We start from the raw sequence: 17,197 nt of genomic DNA, 5'->3' as shown, positions 1-17,197 counted from the left end.
GACCGACGAATCCGCTTCCCCGCCCGCCGCCCCGACCGAGGCACCCAACGCGCCCCCGGCCGCGCCTGCCCCTGCGCCGGCGCCCGCCGCTGCTCCGATGTGGTCCAGGGTCGCCACGGGATTGAACCCTGCCATGGTCGTCGCCCTTGCGGCGCTCGCGCTGGCCATCTGGCAATGGACCACGACGCAACGGGATTCGGTGAAGCTGCAGACGGAACTTGCCCGCAGGCTCGCCGACATGGAGGCGTCCGGCAAGGAAGTGCGGCTCTCCAGCGATCGGGTGCGCAACGACGTCCGGGACATCGAGAGCCGGATCGGCGTGATGGAAGCGAAGCTCATCGAGTCCCAGAACCAGCGCATCGCGCTCGAGTCGCTCTATCAGGAGCTTGCCCGCAATCGGGACGAATGGGTGCTGGCCGAGATCGAACAGATGCTGATCGCGGCGAACCAGCAGTTGCAGCTGGCGGGCAACGTCAAGTCCGCCTTGCTTGCGCTGGAGGCGGCGGACAAGCGCCTGGCCCAGGCGGACCGCCCCGGTCTTCTGAGCCTGCGCCGCGTGATCGCCCGGGACGTGGAACGGTTGAAGACCGCTCCCATACTCGACGTGCCGGGACTCGCTCTGAAACTCGACAATCTCATCGCAGCGGTTGACGAGCTGCCGCTGGCGGCGGATCAGCGCCCGGCGACACCCGTGTCGCCGCGGCCCGTGGCCGACGACGCGTGGCAGCGCTTCCTGAAGGAAGTCTGGTTCGATCTGAAGGAGATGCTCCGCATCCGGGTGGCCGACTCCCGCGAAGTCCCGCTGATGTCCCCGGACCAGGCGTACTTCGTGAAGGAGAACCTCAAGCTCAAGCTGCTTTCCGCGCGCCTCGCCCTGCTCTCCCGCAACGAGCCCGGCTTCCGCGCCGACTCGCGCACGGCGGAGCAATGGCTCAGGCAGCACTTCGATCCGGGCGCGAAGTCGGTCGCGAATGCCCAGGCGTTGCTGCGGCAGTTCGGGGCATCGGACCTTTCCGTCCAGTTGCCCGACATCGGCGAGAGCCTGCAGGCCGTGCGTGCCCAGTCCGCGGGACACCGCAGTGGCCTGCGCTGACGGCGCCCCGGAATGAAGACATTCTTCTGGGTGCTGGGGCTGTTCGCGCTAGCCGTAGGGCTGGTGGTGGCGGCCCGCTACAACTCCGCCTACGTGCTCATCGTCCTGTCCCATCACCGCATCGAGCTCTCGCTCAATTTTGCCGTTGCGCTGCTCGGCGGCATCTTCATCGCCCTGTATCTGGCGGTGCGCCCATCGTCGCGGCGCTGCGCCTGCCTACCGAAGTCAAGCGGTTCCACGAACGGAAGCGGCACGAACGCGGGAGTGCCGCCTTCATGGAAGGGGTGCAGGCCTATCTCGAGGGGCGCTATGGACGAGCGGAGCGGGCAGCCGCGCAGGCCTTCGCGCTGGATCACGCCAAGGCCTTGTCCGCCGTCATCGCCGCGCGTTGCGCGCACGAGATGCGCGCTTTCGACGCCCGCGACCGCCACCTTGCCGGCATGGACGAAGAGGCTTCGACGGAGTACCTGCGCCGGATCACCCAGGCCGAATTGCTGCTCGACGAGCGTCGCTATCTCGACGCGCTTGCGGTACTGGAGCAGATCAAGGACAAGCACACTGCGGCGCTGCGGCTGGAACTCAAGGCTCACCAGCTCGCGCGGAACTGGGACCGCGTCGAGGCGCTGCTGCCTCAACTGGACCGGCGCAACGTCTATGACCCCGTGGCCTTGGCACAACTGCGGCGGACCGCCACGGCGGAAGTGCTGAAGCGCCGGGCGCTCGACATGCAGCAGCTGCGCGAGGCCTGGCAGAAGGTGCCGGCCGAGCTCAAGTCCGACGGGTTGGTGGCCCGGGCCGCTGCGGAAAGCTTCATTCAGCTGGGCGCCGGCGCGGAGGCGCACCGGATCATCGAGAACTCCCTGGAGTCCCACTGGGACTCCCAGCTTGTCCCCCTGTATGCCGAGGGACTCGACGAGAACACCGTGGAGCAGATCCAGAAGGCGGAGGCATGGCTGCCCTCCCATACCCGCGATGCGGCGCTCCTGCTGACCCTGGGCCGTCTGTGTGCTCACGAGTCGCTGTGGGGCAAGGCGAAAAGCTATTTCGAAGCGAGCCTGGCCGTCGAGTCCTCCCATTCGGCGCACCTGGAGCTTGCACGTCTCGCGCGGTCGACCGGCAAGGAAGACGACGCGGGACGCCACTCCGAGGCTGCGATGCATCTGGCGCTCGCGCAACTCGAGGAAGTCACTGGAGGTCGTCGGCGACGTCTGCTCTAGGAAGGCCTGACCGGATGCCTCACCAGGCATTCCGGCCGGACCTTCCTTGACGGACAGTGAATTTCCATCGCTGCAGGAGCGGTCCGAAGGGGCCGGCTACGACCATGAACGACACAACGCGGAACGGCACCGTCAACGACTCGGAGCGCGTGCTGCGCGAGGACATCCGGCTCTTGGGCCGGATTCTCGGCGACACGCTGCGCGAGCAGCAGGGCAGCCAGGATTTCGACCTCATCGAGCGGATCCGTCAGACCGCGATCCGCTTCCGCCGGGACCGCGACCCGCAGGCAAAGCAGGAACTGGAAGAGATGCTCGATCCGCTCGATGCGACCCGCTCGAGTGCGGTGGTACGGGCCTTCACCTTCTTCTCGCTGCTCGCCAATATCGCTGAGGATCAGCACAACACCCGCCAGGAGCGCAATCGGCGCTCGGCGCAGCTGCCCGCACCACGTGGATCCGTGGCCGCGGCGCTCGATGAAGCCGCCGCCGCAGGCTTGAGCGGCAGACAGGTGGCCGCATTCTTCGACACGGCGCTCGTCTCGCCGGTCCTGACGGCGCATCCCACCGAAGTCCAGCGCAAGAGCACGCTGGATTGCCAGCTCGAGATCGCCCGGCTGCTGTCCGATCGCGACCGCTCCCGTCTCACGCCGGACGAGGAATCGGCCATGGACGAGTCGCTTCGCAGAGTCGTGCTGACGCTGTGGCAGACGCGGATGCTGCGCGAGCTGAAGCTCACGGTCGCCGACGAGATCGAGAACGGTCTGTCCTACTACCGCAACACCTTCTTGCGCGAGATCCCGAAGCTCTACGCGCATGTCGAGGACGAGATCCGGCGCCGCTGGCCCGAAGCCTCGCCCGGCGCGCACGCCTACCTGCGCGTCGGCAGCTGGATCGGCGGCGACCGGGACGGCAATCCATTCGTCACCGCAGACGTCATGCGGATGGCGGTGGTCCGGCAGAGCGCCGTCGCGATGGACCACTACCTCGAGCAGGTGCACCTGCTGGGCAGCGAGCTTTCGCAGTCGATCCGGTTCGTGGGCGTAACCGACGCGCTGGCCGACCTCGCGGACCGCGTGTCGGATGTTTCCGGCCACCGCCGCGACGAGCCGTACCGGCGTGCACTGATCGGCGTCTACAGCCGCCTTGCCGCCACGGCGCTCCGGCTGGATCTCAATGCCCCCCAGCGGCGAGCCGTCACCTCCGGGGAACCGTACGCGGACGCCCAGGAGTTCCGCCACGAACTGCAGACCATCCACGATTCGCTGGTCGCCAACGGATCCGCGCGCGTCGCCGGCGGACGGCTTCGCATGCTGCGCATGGCGGCACGACTCTTCGGTTTCCATCTGAGTCCCCTGGACATGCGTCAGCACGGCACGGTCCACGAGCAGGTGGTCGCCGAACTGTTCCGCCTCGGCGCCCGCCGGGGCGGCTATGCGGCGCTGGACGAGGAGGAACGCCGCCGTTGGCTGCTGGCGGAACTGGAGATCCCGCGTCTGCTTCGCTCGCCCTACCTCCAGTACGGCGAGACCACGGCGAGCGAACTGGCATTGCTGGATGCCGCTTCAGGGATCCACGCCCGCTTCGGGCGGGACACGCTTCCCACGTACATCATCTCCGGCGCGAACGCCGTGAGCGATGTGCTGGAAGTGGCGCTGCTCGCCAAGGAAGCGGGAATGCTCGAGCCGGGCAATGCGGCGCGCCTGCACTTCAACATCGTGCCGCTGTTCGAGACCATCGCGGATCTCCGCGGCTGCGGCGAGATCATGGACGAGCTTTTTTCCGTGCCCTACTACCGCCGGCTGCTGCACAGCCGCGGCGACGTCCAGGAGGTGATGCTTGGGTATTCCGACAGCAACAAGGACGGCGGATTCCTGACCTCCAACTGGGAGCTCTACCGCGCCGAACTCGCCCTGGTGGAGGTATTCGCCCGCCATGGCATCCGGCTGCGCCTTTTCCATGGCCGCGGCGGTTCCGTGGGCCGCGGCGGCGGTCCGAGCTATCAGGCGATCCTGGCGCAGCCGCCCGGTTCGGTAGCTGGCCAGATCCGGATCACCGAGCAGGGCGAGGTGATCGCATCGAAGTACTCGGATCCGGAAACGGGAAGGCGCAATCTCGAGACTCTGCTGGCCGCGACGCTGGAGGCGACGGTGCTGGGCCCGCGCGAGCTGCCGGCCGCTCATGCAAGCTGGCACGAGGCTCTCGAGATCATGAGCGAGGCCGCGTTCGCTTCCTATCGCGCCCTCGTGTACGAAACGCCCGGATTCGTCCGGTTCTTCCGTCTGGCCACGCCGATCTCCGAGATCGCGGAAATGAACATCGGCAGCCGGCCGGCAGCGCGCAAGAAGTCCGACCGCATCGAGGATCTGCGCGCCATCCCCTGGGTCTTCTCCTGGTCCCTGTCCCGCATCATGCTGCCCGGCTGGTATGGATTCGGCGCGGGAGTTCGAGCACTGCAGGACCGACTGGGCGGACGTGGAATGGAATTGCTGCGGGAGATGAACCGCGACTGGCCCTTCTTCCGCGCGCTGCTCTCCAACATGGACATGGTGCTGGCGAAGAGCGACCTCGCCATTGGCTCGCGCTACGCGGAACTGGTGGAGGACGAGCCCCTCCGGACGGCGGTGTTCGAACGCATCCGCAGCGAATGGCACGACACCGTGGCGTGCCTGCTCGAGATCACCGGGCAGAGCGAACTGCTCGAATCGTCTCCGGCGCTGTCGCTCAGCGTGCGAAACCGCATTCCGTACATCGATCCGTTGAACCACCTCCAGGTGGAACTCCTGCGGCGCTGGCGCGAAGGCGAGACGGATGAACGTTCCAAGCGCGCCCTGCTGCTCTCGATCAATGGCATCGCCGCGGGACTGCGCAACAGCGGATGACCGCGCGAGAACCGCCGCCGTGCGTGAAAGAACGCCGATGGCATTGTGCTAGCATCGAACGACCCTGATGCCCCGGTGTGCAAGTCAGGCATCCGCTGACCGGCGACTCGAGCGCCAAGACAAGAATAGGGAAACGACCCATGAAACAATCCGGCGAACTTGACGATCCTCGGCGCCGCCTGCTGGTACAGGCCTTGTCGGCAGGTTTCTTCTCGGCCGGCTGGACCTCCCAGGCGATGGCCGACATCTTCGGCTCCACGCCCGCGCAGCTGCCTCCGGGACAGTCGGTCTACCGGGTCTCGGGTGTCGCCACGGTGAACGGCGCGCCGGCCACCCTCAAGACCCGGATCGGCCCGAAGGATACGGTGGAAACGGGCAGGGACGGCGAGATCGTCTTCGTCGTCGGCAGCAGCTCGTTCATCCTGCGCAACAGCAGCCGGCTCGTGCTCGATGGCCGCCAGGAAGGCGACAACGCGATCACCAGCGCGTTACGGCTCGTCACCGGCAAGCTCCTGTCCGTGTTCGGCAAGTCCGACCGCCAGATCCGCATGCAGTCGACGACCGCCACCATCGGCATCCGCGGGACGGGTGTCTACATGGAGTCCGAACCCGACCAGACCTACTTCTGCACGTGCTACGGCATCGCCGACATCAGCGCTGCCGACGACCCGGAGAGCAAGGACACGGTGGCGGCTTCGCATCACGACCGGCCCCTGTACATCATGAACGATGCCAAGGCAAAGGGCCGCAACATCCGCCGCGCACCCTTCAAGAATCACAGCGATCCCGAGCTGATGCTGATCGAGACGCTGGTGGGCCGATCAGCGCCTTTCGTGTTTCCAGGAAGCGAGTACGACGCGCCGCGCCGCGATTACTGAGGACTGGGAAAGGAGAAAGGATACGGCCGTCGCCGGCCGTATCCAGGTCTGCCGCAGGTGCCGCTCCGGGCAGACCCGGAGCGGGCAGCGGCGATGGGCGGCTTACTGCTTGGTGATTGCCCAGACGACACCCGACCTGGGCGTCACGTAGAACGGCGGCGACATCGTGAAGTCCGTGTACAGCTCGCCGTAGTCCACCACGTACATGGTCTTGCCGTCGTTGCTGAACACCACGTCGTTCGTCCGCTCCAGGCCCCCGCGGTTCTCCGCCTTCTGATAGGCATTGGGCCCCATGTCGACGTTGCGGGCGAAGTAGGACCACTTCACGCCCGCGGGCTCCATGAAATCGATCTTGACGATCGCCGGCCACGTCGGCACCAGGCTGTCCGGCCCATTGTCGATGATTCCGTAGATCGCAGCGAAGATCGTTTCCTTGCCGGCCCCGTACTGCGGGGGCGCCCAGGCGATGCCGTCCATGGGATTGTTCGTGTCCCATTCCATCACCGGATTGATGTAGCCGTTCGGATTCGGATTGGCGGCGATCAACGGCACTCCGCGAACCCCGTCGACGTGCACGGGGAAGTGGTACGGCGGCATCTTGGGAACGTAGGGCTGATCGCCGATGTACAGCTGGGGATACGGCCGCTCGATCTTCGATCCGGTCCAGCGGAAGAGGCTCGAGCGCTTGTTGGTGACGAAGCCGAAGCCATCCTTGTCGGGGTAGCCTGCGTCCTGCCCCTTCTCGGTGACGATCCACAGCCGCTCCGGGCTGTTCGCGATGCGGCGATGTCCCAGATCGTTCGCCCCGTTGTCGGAGACCGCCAGGGCATTCTCGAACCTCGTGCCCTTGGGACCGAACGCCACGCCCGACTGATTGCGGAAGCCCATGGCGTAGACCTCCATGCTGGAATGCGCATAGATGCCGTCGGAACCCTTCTGGTCGATCCTCACGCGCATGATCGAACCGCCGCAAGGTACCTGCGCCTTGATGATCTGCCCGGGTTTGGCGGGAACGCCCACGGGCAGATAGGCACCGGTCATCCGGCCATCCGCCGACTTGACGTTGAGACCCGTATGCACGATGTCACGGCAGGCAGGGTCGTGGGGCGTCGGAGGGAACCCGTCCGGATGCGCGACCCAGAAGGGATCGCGCGGAATGTCCGGCCAGCCGTGGTTGTCCGGATCGGCAAAACCGACGTTGCTGGGCAGTCCCAGGGCGAAGTACAGGTATCCGTCCTTGCAGGTGATGCCACCGTTGCGGTGGTCGCCGATGAACAGGTCCTTCACGATCAGCTTCAGTTCGCCATTGACCCCGTCCATCTCCCAGATCTTCTCGCCGTACTCGGGGATGTAGATCTTCTTGTTGTCGGGACAGTAGCCGATCTCGTTCATCACTGTGGTGAAGGTGCCCTTGCCGATTTCCTTGATCAGCTTGCCGTTCTTGTCGAACACCTTGATGTGCGCGGGCTCGGTCCCCTGCATGAACAGCGGGCCGGAAATGGCTACCCACACGTTGCCATCTCCATCGACCGTGGCGGCGGAGGGCGTGTCCAGTCCGGCCGCGAAGACACTCACCTTGTAGCCGTCGGGAACCAGGATCTTCGACGGATCGGGCTTCACCGGAATGCGTTTCTCCCAATTGCCTGCGCGACCCGTTCCTTGCTGATCCGCGAACACGGGGTTCGCCATCAGCGGCAGTGCCGCCGCGATTGCGGCGGTGGCCAACGATCTCGAAAGTTTCATCACCTGCTCCTCCTTATTGGACGTTCGGATCTGCGGACGTGGGAGACAGACAAGGCGCGCAGCCCGACGGCCTCCCGTCGGCGGACTGCGCTGGCACACTGGTTCTCGTTCGTGGTCCGGCCCGTGCGGATCGGTGCCGGAGAATCCGCCGAACGTCAGGGATTGCTGTGAAGGGGCAACGAGCGGACGTGGGCGATGATGTCCATGATCTGCTGGTCCGAAAGCGTCTCCCCCCAGGCCGGCATGTAGCTGCTCTTGCCGATGGCCAGTCCGCCCTTGGCGATGGCGATGTAGAGATAGCTGTCGGGCAACAGGTCGATGTAGCCCTTGCGCGTCAGGTTGTCGACGTGCGGCATGAAGACGAGTGCATCGCCTTGCCCGTCGGCGCCGTGACATCCGCGGCAGTAACGCAGGTAGTAGGTTTCACCGCGACTGCTGTCGCCCTTGGGAAGCGGATCTTCCGCGGCACCACTGGCGCCCCAGAGACTCCATCCCATTGCGAAAGCTGCCACGGCGAGTGGGATCCTCGGTAGGGTCATGCTCGCCTCGTCGTTTCGTCGTCTCCGTCGGAGACGTTGTTATGTTCTGCACCGATGTTTGCCCGGCGCTTCCGCCGCATCAATAGATGCCGCAGGGAACATGGAAACAAATGAGGATCTCCGTGTCTAGTACGGAGAAAATCCCAGTATTGTCCGGGCGACCTCCCGGGAAAGAGCCCTGTCAATCAGGACATGGGCATGATGCGCGGGCACTGCGCGTGAATGACCCGGCAATTCGGCCAGGGGTCAGCGCACCAGCTGGTTCACCTCGATGATGGGTAGCATCACGGCCACCACGATCGCAAGGACGAAGGCGCCCATCAGCAGGATGAGGATAGGCTCGAGGAGCGCAGCGGCACCGCTGGTGCGGCGTTCGACTTCGGCGGAGAGATTGCGCGCGGCGTGTCCCAGCATGTCGGGAAGCCGGCCCGTCGTTTCTCCCACTTCCACGAGACGCACCAGAACGGGCGGAAACATCCTGCTGCGCGCGAGCGCCCGCGCGAGAGACTGACCTTCGCTCACGCTGTCCATGGTGTCCCGAGCCGCTTCGCGCATGACGGAACTGGCCATGGTCGCCTCTGCCGCCGCCAACGCACGAAGCATGGGAACGCCCGCATCGGTCAGCATGGACAGCGTCGCCGCGTAGCGTGCGGTGTCCATTCCGCGCAAGAGCTTTCCGACCACCGGCAACTGGAGCAGCCAGATGTCCTGCGCCTTGCGCACCGCGGCATTGCGCAAGGCGGCACGCCAGAGCGCCACCGCCGCGGCCGCCAGGACGAGCATTGGCAGTCCGAAGAGCCGCAGCGCGTCCGAAAAGATCAGCAACGCCCGGGTGGGCAGCGGCAGATGCTGGTGGCTGTTCTCGAAGACCTGCACGACCTGGGGCACGACGTAGGTCATCAGGAACAGGACGATCGCGATGGCGATGACCGTGACGATCGCGGGGTACAGCGCTGCCGCGAACACCTTGCCCCGCAATGCCTCGCGATCCTCCAGGTACCCGGCCAATCGCTCGAGGACGAGACCGAAACGCCCTGCCTGTTCGCCTGCGCGCACCGTGGCGCAATACAGCCTGGAGAACGAGCCGGGGAACGTTTCCATTGCATCGGCCAATGTGCGGCCCGCGAGAACTTCGGCGCGCACGCCCCGCCAGAGTTCACGCTGACGCTCGTCGTCGCACTGCTCCACGAGCGTGGAAAGCGCGGCATCCAGCGGCAGCCCTGCCGACACGAGGCTCGCGAGCTGCCGTGTCGCGAGGGCGAGAGCCGCATTCGAGAACGAGCGTGCGAAGAAGCGGCCGGACCGGCCCGGGGCGCCGGTCGCCGGCTGCACGGTGAGAGCGACGAGACCCCTTTCGCGCAAGCGGGCGCGCACGTGACGAACGCCGTCGGCATCCATTTCTCCGCGTTCGATGGACCCGTCGTCGCGTGCGGCTTCGAACCGGAACGCGCCCATGCTGCCGTTCAGGCCTCGCGCGTGACGCGCAACAGCTCAGCGGCGCTCGTGACACCCCGGCTTGCGAGCCGCTGACCCGTCTCGGTCATCGACCGGAATCCTGAACGGTGCGCGAGAGCGCGCAGTTCGTGCTCTCCGCGCCGGTCGTGGATCGCTTCACGCAGGGCGTCGTCGATCACGAGCAGTTCGTGGATGCCCGTACGGCCTGCATACCCCGATCCCGAGCAGGACGGGCAACCCGGCGCCGTCCACTGACCGGCAGGATGCTCGATACTGCAATGGGGACACAGTTTGCGTACCAGACGCTGGGCAAGGATGCCCAGCAGCGATGAAGACAGCAGAAAGGGTTCTATGCCCATGTCCGTGAGCCGGGTCACCGAAGACGCCGCATCGTTCGTGTGCAGGGTCGCAAGCACCAGGTGGCCTGTGAGAGACGCCTGCACGGCGATCTGGGCGGTCTCGAGATCGCGGATCTCGCCGATCATGATGACATCGGGGTCCTGGCGCAGGATGGCCCGCAACGCGCGCGCGAAAGTCATGCCGATCCGCGCGTTCACCTGTGTCTGCCCGATGCCCGGAAGGTCGTACTCGATCGGATCCTCCACCGTCATGATGTTCATCGCGCCTGCATCGAGACAGGAGAGCATCGCGTACAGCGTCGTCGTCTTGCCGCTGCCGGTGGGCCCCGTGACGAGCACGATTCCATGACTCTGCTTCACCAGCGACTCCAGAGCCCCGAGCGTGTCGGGCTCCATTCCGAGCGCCTGCGGCGAGAGCCGGCCCTTCTCCTTGTCGAGCAGGCGCAGCACGACCCGCTCGCCGTGGCCGGCCGGCAACGTCGACACGCGGACATCGACGGGCCGCCCCCCGAGCTTCAGCATGATCCGGCCATCCTGGGGAAGCCGCTTCTCGGCGATGTCCAGATGGGCCATGATCTTGATCCGTGACACCAACGCCGCGTGCACGCCTCGCGCCGGATGCACGATATCCCGGAGTATCCCGTCCACGCGGTACCGCACGACCGAGCTGCTTTCGTACGGTTCGATGTGAATGTCGGAGGCCCCGTCCCGCAGCGCCTGGGAGAAGAGTGCATTCAGCATGCGGATGACCGGAGCGTCGTCTCTTGCCTCCAGGATGTCCTGGATCTCCGGGATGTCCTGCATGAGACGCTCCAGGTCCGCATCGCCTTCGAGCGCTCCCACGATCGCCGCTGCCTCGCCCTGTCCCTCGCGGTAGGCCGCCTGAAGCGCCTCGTCGAAACGCTCCCCCGGCACCAGCACGGGCAGCACCGACCTCTGGAGGGAGCGGCGGACTTCCGCGATCGCCGCAAGCGGAGTGGCTTCGGTCACCCATAGAACCAGCCTCCCCGCGTCTTCCCCGGCCGCGAGCACGCGTTGCGAGCGGGCGAAACCGAACGGGATCGCCATCGTCATCTCGGGGCCTCCGAGGGGGGTGCAGCCGGCCTGTCCGAAGGAGCCGAAGGCCTGGCCGCGGTCGGAGCAGGAAGGCCAGGCACGACCGGCCCCTCCAGCGTGGGCAGCGCGAAGTGCCGCGATGTCGGTGTCGTCGATTGCTGGGCCTTCTGCATGTAGTCGTAGCGGTCGACGGTCAACACGCGGGATCCGCTTTCGTCGCGGATGACATAGGGGCGCATGAAGAGCATGAGATTGGTCTTCTGCAACCGCCGCGTGTCGTAGCGGAAGAGCGCGCCCAGCCACGGTATGTCGCCCAGGCCCGGCACTTTCTGCACGGTGCTGTCGAGCTGATCGCGGACCAGTCCCCGAGTACCACGATGTTGCCGTCGTCCACGACCACGCTGGTGTCGAGCGAGCGCTTGTTCGTGATGATGCCGGCCGCGGACGTGGTGTCCTGCACGCTCGACACTTCCTGGTACAACGTGAGGCGCACGGTGCCCCCTTCGCTGATCTGGGGCTTCACCTTGAGCGTCAGCCCGACGTCCCGGCGCTCGATGGTCTGGAACGGATTCACGGTCGTCCCGGCCGAAGCCTGATTCAGGAACTGGCCCGTGATGAACGGTACGTTCTGCCCGACGACGATCTTCGCTTCCTCGTTGTCCAGCGTGAGGATGTTGGGAGTGGACAGGATGTTGGCCTTGCTGTTCGATTCGAGCGCACGGGCGAGCGCGGAGAGGTTCGTGACGGCACCCAGCCCCGGCACCGTGACCTGTCCCTTCACGATGCCGATATTGAGGCCGGGGCCGAGCGCGCCCAGGTTGCGGGCTCCGCTCACGATGTTCTGCGTCGCATTGCCGAAGTTGGTTCCGCCCGCGAGCGCGGCGCCCGTGCCGGAGATCCTGTCGAGCCCCCCCAGCCACTGGATGCCGAACTCGGCTGCCTGGTCGCTGGACACTTCCACGATGAGGCATTCGATGAAGACCTGCGCCCGCCTGACGTCGAGGCGGTCGATGACGCCTCGCAACGTGCGGTAGGCGTTCTCCGTGCCTGTGATGATGAGTGAATTCGAGGCATTGTCCGATACGACCGTCGTGCCGCCGCCGGAGTCGACGGCGGCAATCGGTCCGGCCGCGCCCGAAAGCCCCGCCTGAGGACCGCGCACGCCTCCGGCGCCCGGATCCGGCACGCGGATGCTGGACAGCGTCTTGGCGAGCACTGCCGCCTCGGCATTCCTGAGGGGCACCACGTAGACGCCGTTGCTCCGCATGGACGGCGTGTCGAATCCCGCGACCATGCTGCGCAGCTGGCGGGTACGCTCGGCACTGCCGGACTGAACGACGATGCTGTTGGTGAGAGGGTCTGCCAGGACGGTGACCTTGTGCAACGGATCCGTCGCCGGAGCGGTGACTTCGTTCAACCGGGACATGAGGGCCGCCACGTCCGTGGCAATGGCGTGCTTGAGCGGCACGACCTCCACGTTGGGGGCCGGCGGCACATCGATCGCGGCGATGACCTTCTCGATGCGGCGCAGATTCTCGGCGTAGTCCGTCACGACAAGCACGTTTCCGCCGGAGTGGGCGGTGACGGGATTGCCCGCAGGCACGAGCGGACGCACCACCGGCAGCACGTTGGCGGCTGTCTCGTACTGGAGCCTGAACACCTGGGTGATGAGCTGGTCACCGTCCGGTGTCGGCGGCACCTGCCCGGTTCCGACACGCCCCCCTGGAACTTCGCATCGGCCTCGGGGACGACCCGCATCACTCCTCCGGCCTCCACCAATGCAAAGCCCTGCAAGCGCAAGGCGGCCGTCAGGGCGGCCATCGCCTGCGCGCGAGACAGCGACCGTTCCGTGCTGAGCGTGAGCGTGCCTTTCACCCTGGGGTCGATCACGAAGGTCCGGCCCGTGTACTGGCCGACCGCCCGCACCACCGTGTCCAGATCCGCGTTGACGAACTTGAGCGCGACGCGGTCGCGTCCCCAAGCGGGGGACACGCACAGCGCAAGCGCCACGACACACGACCGCCAGCCGGGCCAGTGCGGTCCCATTCCGCTCTTCGCGTGCTTCACCGTCGCATCTCCCATTCGAGCAGCACGTCATCTCCTTTTCGCTTGCCGAGCACGCCCAGGAGGGCGCCGAGGCTTTCGTTGGCCGACTGGGCCGCGCGCGCGCGCCCCTCGAATCTCATGGAGCGCCGATCCATGGTGCCGCGGCCATCCAGCAGGAGGACACCCCCGACGGTGGTCAGCGTGGCATCTCCTCCGGCATCCGCGGCATGCGCGCTGAGAACGTAGTCGCCCAGGGGGGCGACCGGAGACAAGGCGGAACGGGCGTCATTCCACCGCACCTGCAGTTGACCACGCGGACCTTCGTTCGAGATTCGCACGTCGCTCCATCGAAGAACAAGATTGCCCCCCGGGCGTACCGTGTTGAACGGCGCACCCAGGGCCTCCAGGATCGAAGCCGGCACCCGTCCGGAACCGGCGGCAATGCGCAAGGCACCGGGCGCCACGAACACCCGCAACGCTCCGTCCACGCCCGCGTGTCGCAGTTCAAGCGCGATAGGCTCTCGCCAGTGGTCTCCTGCCGTGAAGCGCCAGTCGATCCGGCCGGGCAGCAGGTGCACCTCATACCCTTGCGCCAGTGCAAGCGCCGCGGATCCTTCCCACACCGTGCCCTGAACGAACAGCAGGCGGATCACCGACGACGCCGCGATGCAGTCGGCGACCCAGACCGCTGGCGCGAACGCGGCCACGCACGCGGTCGCCGTGAAGACCGTGAGGGTCATCATGAGCGCCACCTGTCGCCCCCGGGTCGTCACAGGTCAGGGAATCGAGAACTGCAGTTCCGCATCCACACGCCCTTCCGCCGCGGCTCGTGCGATCCGCGCACGCACCACGCGCAGGCGGGTCGTGCGCGTCGTGTCTTCGGCCCAGTGCCACCATTGACCGGCGGGCACATCCCGGGCTTTCACGGAGAGCACGCCCGGAGACGGGGCATCGACGGTCGCCTGCAATCCGGCGGCGGCGAGCGAGCGCTCGAGCGTTGCGCGAACCGCGGGTCCTGGTGATCCCGGACCGCCGGAGTCCCGCAGCGCCTTGGCCTCCGCCGCCAGCGCCTCCACCTCGACCAGCTGCGCGTACAACCGCGGCAGGTCCGCGCGGATGCGCGAGCGATCCTCCCACGCAGGCTCCACGAGCAGCGCATACAGGAGTGCCAGGGACACGACGGCCGTGCCCGTCACCACCGCGCGCCGCTCCCGCCGGTCGAGCCCCTGCCAACGATGATGCAAACCCGAGTTCATGGTTCTGCCTGCCGGCGTGCGATGCGCACGACGCCATCCTGGAGACGGGTGTCGAAGCCACGGTCCGCCGACGCTGCCGCTGCCTGCACGAAACTGGCATCCGCCTCTCTGGAACGTCCTCGTAGCGTCGCAGTGAGCACTCCGCCGGAGTACTGAAGATCCTGGATGGAATCGGTCGCGGAAAGTCGCGCCAGCTCGGCCGCCAAGGGGATGAGCGCGTCGGCGTTCCGGTCCGGCCGCATCTCCATCACCAGGGCACGCATCTGGGCCGGCGCATCCAGCACCACCGGCACCTGCGGGAACGCGGTCCGCACCAGCGAACTCATGCGCTCCCGCACGGACCGTTCTTCGGCGCGCAGCATCCAGGCATCCAGGCATAGCCCCCGATGACGATCGTCGTCAGGGCCAGGGAGAGCGCGGCGGTGATCCGCCAGCGTCCCGGTTCTTCCAGCCCTGGCGCAAACCGGTGCTGCAGCAGATTGAGGATCACATCCGGCGCGCGCGCCGGCGCGGCGACCCGTGCGACGGGAACGCCCAGCGCATCGGTCCATCCGTCTATCGCGCCCGTGCCTTCCACGTCGATGGAAGGGGGCGGCGGGCTCTGGGACAGCATCAGCCTCAGTTCAGGAGGCACCGATGAACCATCCGCTTCGAACGCGGTGGCCATCCCATGGCTTGCCCGCAAGGCGCACACCTGTCCGTCCCAACGGACATGCCATCCGAGCGGGGCCACCGGCAGAGCCAGAGGTCCGGGCACGGCCGCGCGCACGCGGTGCCCGGACCGCGCGAAAAGCTCGAGCGTTCGCGAAAGCAACGCCCGGTCGGTCGCTGCGGCGATGACCTTTCCCCGGGGGTCCCGGGGTGAACACGCCACATGCAGCTTCTCGATGTCGTCCAGCACGCGTTCTTCGATCATTCCCGGAAGTGCCTGAGCGAGCCGGGAAACGTTCAGGTCGGGCACGGTCAGTTCCCAGAGCACGGTATCGAGCGCATGCAGTGCCAGCTCCACAGGTCGGCCTGGAGGCAGATCGCTCAGCAGGCCCTCGGACCTGCGCTGGACGTCGCGGTCCGGCGCCAGCAGTTCATAGGCATACACCGTATCGGCCTGAAGCGATGCCATGCGGGGCAGCCACACTCGCACGGTCATGAAGGATTCCTTCCCGCCGCCCCTCCGGCAGAGGGCAGCGTCCAGGCTGCGTCGGGGGCGTCTTCCCGTACCCACAGCAGATCGATTCTCGACCCTTCGCGGCGCACGAGCGCCGTAGACCGGAGATCGGCCCCCTTGTACTGGATGCGGCCGCGTACGTGAAAGAAGCGCGAACCGACCGCGATGCGATCCGTGCCGCCGTGGGGACGAACGCCCGGCAGACGTCCTTCGAAGTCCGCGAGATCCCGGAAATGACGCAGGTTTCGGCTTTCGACGAGTTGCCGTGCCTGCGCCAGGGGAAGATCGTCGAAACGCGCGGAGAGCACCTCGGCCGCGGCGGTATTCACATTGAGAGGGCTGGCCACGGGAAGAATCGTGGTGAACGGGCGGATCCGGGTGAAGGCGGAACGTTCGCCAGGATCGTCGAATTGCAGTTCGTCCAAGCTCGAGAGGGCCACCCATGCGTTGCCCACGGCTCTCGGCTGAAGCTGATACTGAATACGCAGCGCGATGCTCGCCGCGTAACGCGAGTCCGCACCGACGTTGTCCATGAGTCGGGAAAGCGCGGCGACCTCCGCCGTCACAGGCCCTTCGGGCCCCACCACATTGCGAAGGTTGAACCGCGCCTGGGCGTCCTCCACGCGCCCCGAAAGCCAGGCGGGCACGTCGCTCGCGGACTCGATCCTGGTGGGTGCAAGCGGCACGGCCCACGGTTCGCCCGCGTGATCGGCTGCCGTGGTCCGGGCGTCTTCTGCGAGGACTGCCCGTACCCAGTCGACTGCTCCGAGAAGTACCCACCGTGCCTGCGAGCGATTGCGCGCATGTTCGACCTCCGCGGCAAGCACGCTCTGCCTGACGAAGGCGCCCATGACAAGGAGTGCGGCCAGTGTGGCGACCAGCATCGCCATCAGGACCGCACTGCCGCCTTCCCGGTTCGGACTCCCGCGGGTCTTCACAGGGGCATCACCCGCACGTAGCGCTCGCCGGGGCCCCGCTCGATGGAGACCTCCAGCGCCACCACCGGAACCGTGCGGCCGGCCGAGTGCTGCAGCACAGCCGTTTCTCTGTAGCCGTCGGCCGACAACAGTCGCACGCGAAAGTCCCGCACTTCGGTCAGCAGGAGCGTACGCCGTGACAATGGCGGCTGCGTGGCCGCCGAGTCGGTGCGTTCGAGCCGCCCGTCTTCCACGCCGTAGCGCACCCAGAGCGAGCCGGATCCGTCCGGGCGGCGGCGCAGGATGCGCAGGGCCGCACTTCCCGAGACGCTCCGTTCGATTTCGAAGGACAGAGGCAAAGCCGTCACCGGACCCACGCGTCCCATGTGCTGCACGTCCGCAACATGCTCTTCGACGTCTTTCGAGATCTGTTCCAGGCTGCGGACGATCCGTTCGGTTTCCTCGATCCCCTCCGCGATCCGCTGGCGTTCCCGCGTCAGGGCGTCCAGGCCGCGCCACGCGAGGAGCCCCAGCATCCCCAGCACCGCGACGGCCACAAGCATTTCGATCAGCGTGAAGCCGTCTTCGCGCACG

The 17,197-nt window shown here is 66.7% G+C and carries 15 protein-coding genes; 4 read left to right on the top strand and 11 right to left on the bottom strand.

Annotated features, from left to right (window positions below; genetic code table 11):
* The first annotated feature begins 97 nt into the window (after positions 1-97).
* The 4 genes from IPK20_06990 (at position 98) to IPK20_06975 (ending at position 6,067) form a co-directional block, all read left to right on the top strand.
* Positions 98-1,093, top strand: coding sequence for a uroporphyrinogen-III C-methyltransferase (locus IPK20_06990; protein ID MBK8016486.1), 996 nt, complete (start codon positions 98-100; stop codon positions 1,091-1,093).
* 275 nt (positions 1,094-1,368) lie between these two features.
* The gene (locus IPK20_06985; protein MBK8016485.1) at positions 1,369-2,310 is read left to right on the top strand and encodes a heme biosynthesis protein HemY; all 942 of its coding nucleotides are present in this window, start codon (positions 1,369-1,371) and stop codon (positions 2,308-2,310) included.
* A 104-nt stretch (positions 2,311-2,414) separates the two neighbouring features.
* Positions 2,415-5,189 carry a phosphoenolpyruvate carboxylase gene (gene ppc, locus IPK20_06980; GenBank protein MBK8016484.1) on the top strand — a complete coding sequence of 925 codons (2,775 nt, stop codon included), beginning with the start codon at positions 2,415-2,417 and terminating at the stop codon, positions 5,187-5,189.
* A gap of 140 nt (positions 5,190-5,329) precedes the next feature.
* Positions 5,330-6,067 (top strand): hypothetical protein, encoded by a 738-nt coding sequence (locus IPK20_06975; GenBank protein ID MBK8016483.1) that lies wholly within the window; start codon positions 5,330-5,332, stop codon positions 6,065-6,067.
* 102 nt (positions 6,068-6,169) lie between these two features.
* Here the strand turns inward: IPK20_06975 and IPK20_06970 are convergent, their stop codons facing one another.
* The 11 genes from IPK20_06970 to IPK20_06920 all read right to left on the bottom strand — a co-directional run bounded on the left by IPK20_06970 (position 6,170) and on the right by IPK20_06920 (position 17,196).
* Positions 6,170-7,810, bottom strand: coding sequence for a hypothetical protein (locus IPK20_06970; GenBank protein ID MBK8016482.1), 1,641 nt, complete (start codon positions 7,808-7,810; stop codon positions 6,170-6,172).
* Between the two features lie 155 nt (positions 7,811-7,965).
* Positions 7,966-8,322, bottom strand: a complete 357-nt coding sequence (locus IPK20_06965; GenBank protein MBK8016481.1) for a cytochrome c — start codon at positions 8,320-8,322, stop codon at positions 7,966-7,968.
* Between the two features lie 273 nt (positions 8,323-8,595).
* Positions 8,596-9,804, bottom strand: coding sequence for a type II secretion system inner membrane protein GspF (gspF, locus tag IPK20_06960; protein MBK8016480.1), 1,209 nt, complete (start codon positions 9,802-9,804; stop codon positions 8,596-8,598).
* Positions 9,805-9,812: 8 nt separating this feature from the next.
* Entirely contained in the window at positions 9,813-11,237 is a 1,425-nt protein-coding gene (gspE, locus tag IPK20_06955) for a type II secretion system ATPase GspE (GenBank protein ID MBK8016479.1), read from the bottom strand.
* A 175-nt stretch (positions 11,238-11,412) separates the two neighbouring features.
* Entirely contained in the window at positions 11,413-12,918 is a 1,506-nt protein-coding gene (gspD, locus tag IPK20_06950; protein ID MBK8016478.1) for a type II secretion system secretin GspD, read from the bottom strand.
* Positions 12,919-13,282: 364 nt separating this feature from the next.
* Complete coding sequence (gene gspN / locus IPK20_06945) at positions 13,283-14,008, bottom strand: type II secretion system protein N (protein MBK8016477.1); 726 nt, start codon at positions 14,006-14,008, stop codon at positions 13,283-13,285.
* Between the two features lie 33 nt (positions 14,009-14,041).
* A complete protein-coding gene (locus IPK20_06940) occupies positions 14,042-14,521 on the bottom strand; it encodes a type II secretion system protein M (protein MBK8016476.1) in 480 nt (159 codons plus the stop codon).
* On the bottom strand, positions 14,518-14,883 hold the full coding sequence (locus IPK20_06935; protein MBK8016475.1) for a hypothetical protein: 366 nt from the start codon (positions 14,881-14,883) through the stop codon (positions 14,518-14,520). The genes IPK20_06940 and IPK20_06935 overlap by 4 nt, the downstream gene beginning before the upstream one ends.
* A complete protein-coding gene (locus tag IPK20_06930) occupies positions 14,844-15,668 on the bottom strand; it encodes a hypothetical protein (GenBank protein ID MBK8016474.1) in 825 nt (274 codons plus the stop codon). Before IPK20_06930 ends, IPK20_06935 begins: the two co-directional genes overlap by 40 nt.
* Positions 15,665-16,624 (bottom strand): type II secretion system minor pseudopilin GspK, encoded by a 960-nt coding sequence (gene gspK, locus IPK20_06925; GenBank protein MBK8016473.1) that lies wholly within the window; start codon positions 16,622-16,624, stop codon positions 15,665-15,667. Before gspK ends, IPK20_06930 begins: the two co-directional genes overlap by 4 nt.
* A complete protein-coding gene (locus IPK20_06920) occupies positions 16,621-17,196 on the bottom strand; it encodes a prepilin-type N-terminal cleavage/methylation domain-containing protein (GenBank protein MBK8016472.1) in 576 nt (191 codons plus the stop codon). The genes gspK and IPK20_06920 overlap by 4 nt, the downstream gene beginning before the upstream one ends.
* Position 17,197: the final 1 nt, after the last annotated feature.

Source organism: Betaproteobacteria bacterium, from assembly GCA_016713305.1.
GTDB lineage: Bacteria > Pseudomonadota > Gammaproteobacteria > Burkholderiales.
Note: the sequence above shows the minus strand (reverse complement) of the source record. Positions and strands in the feature narration are given on the sequence as shown.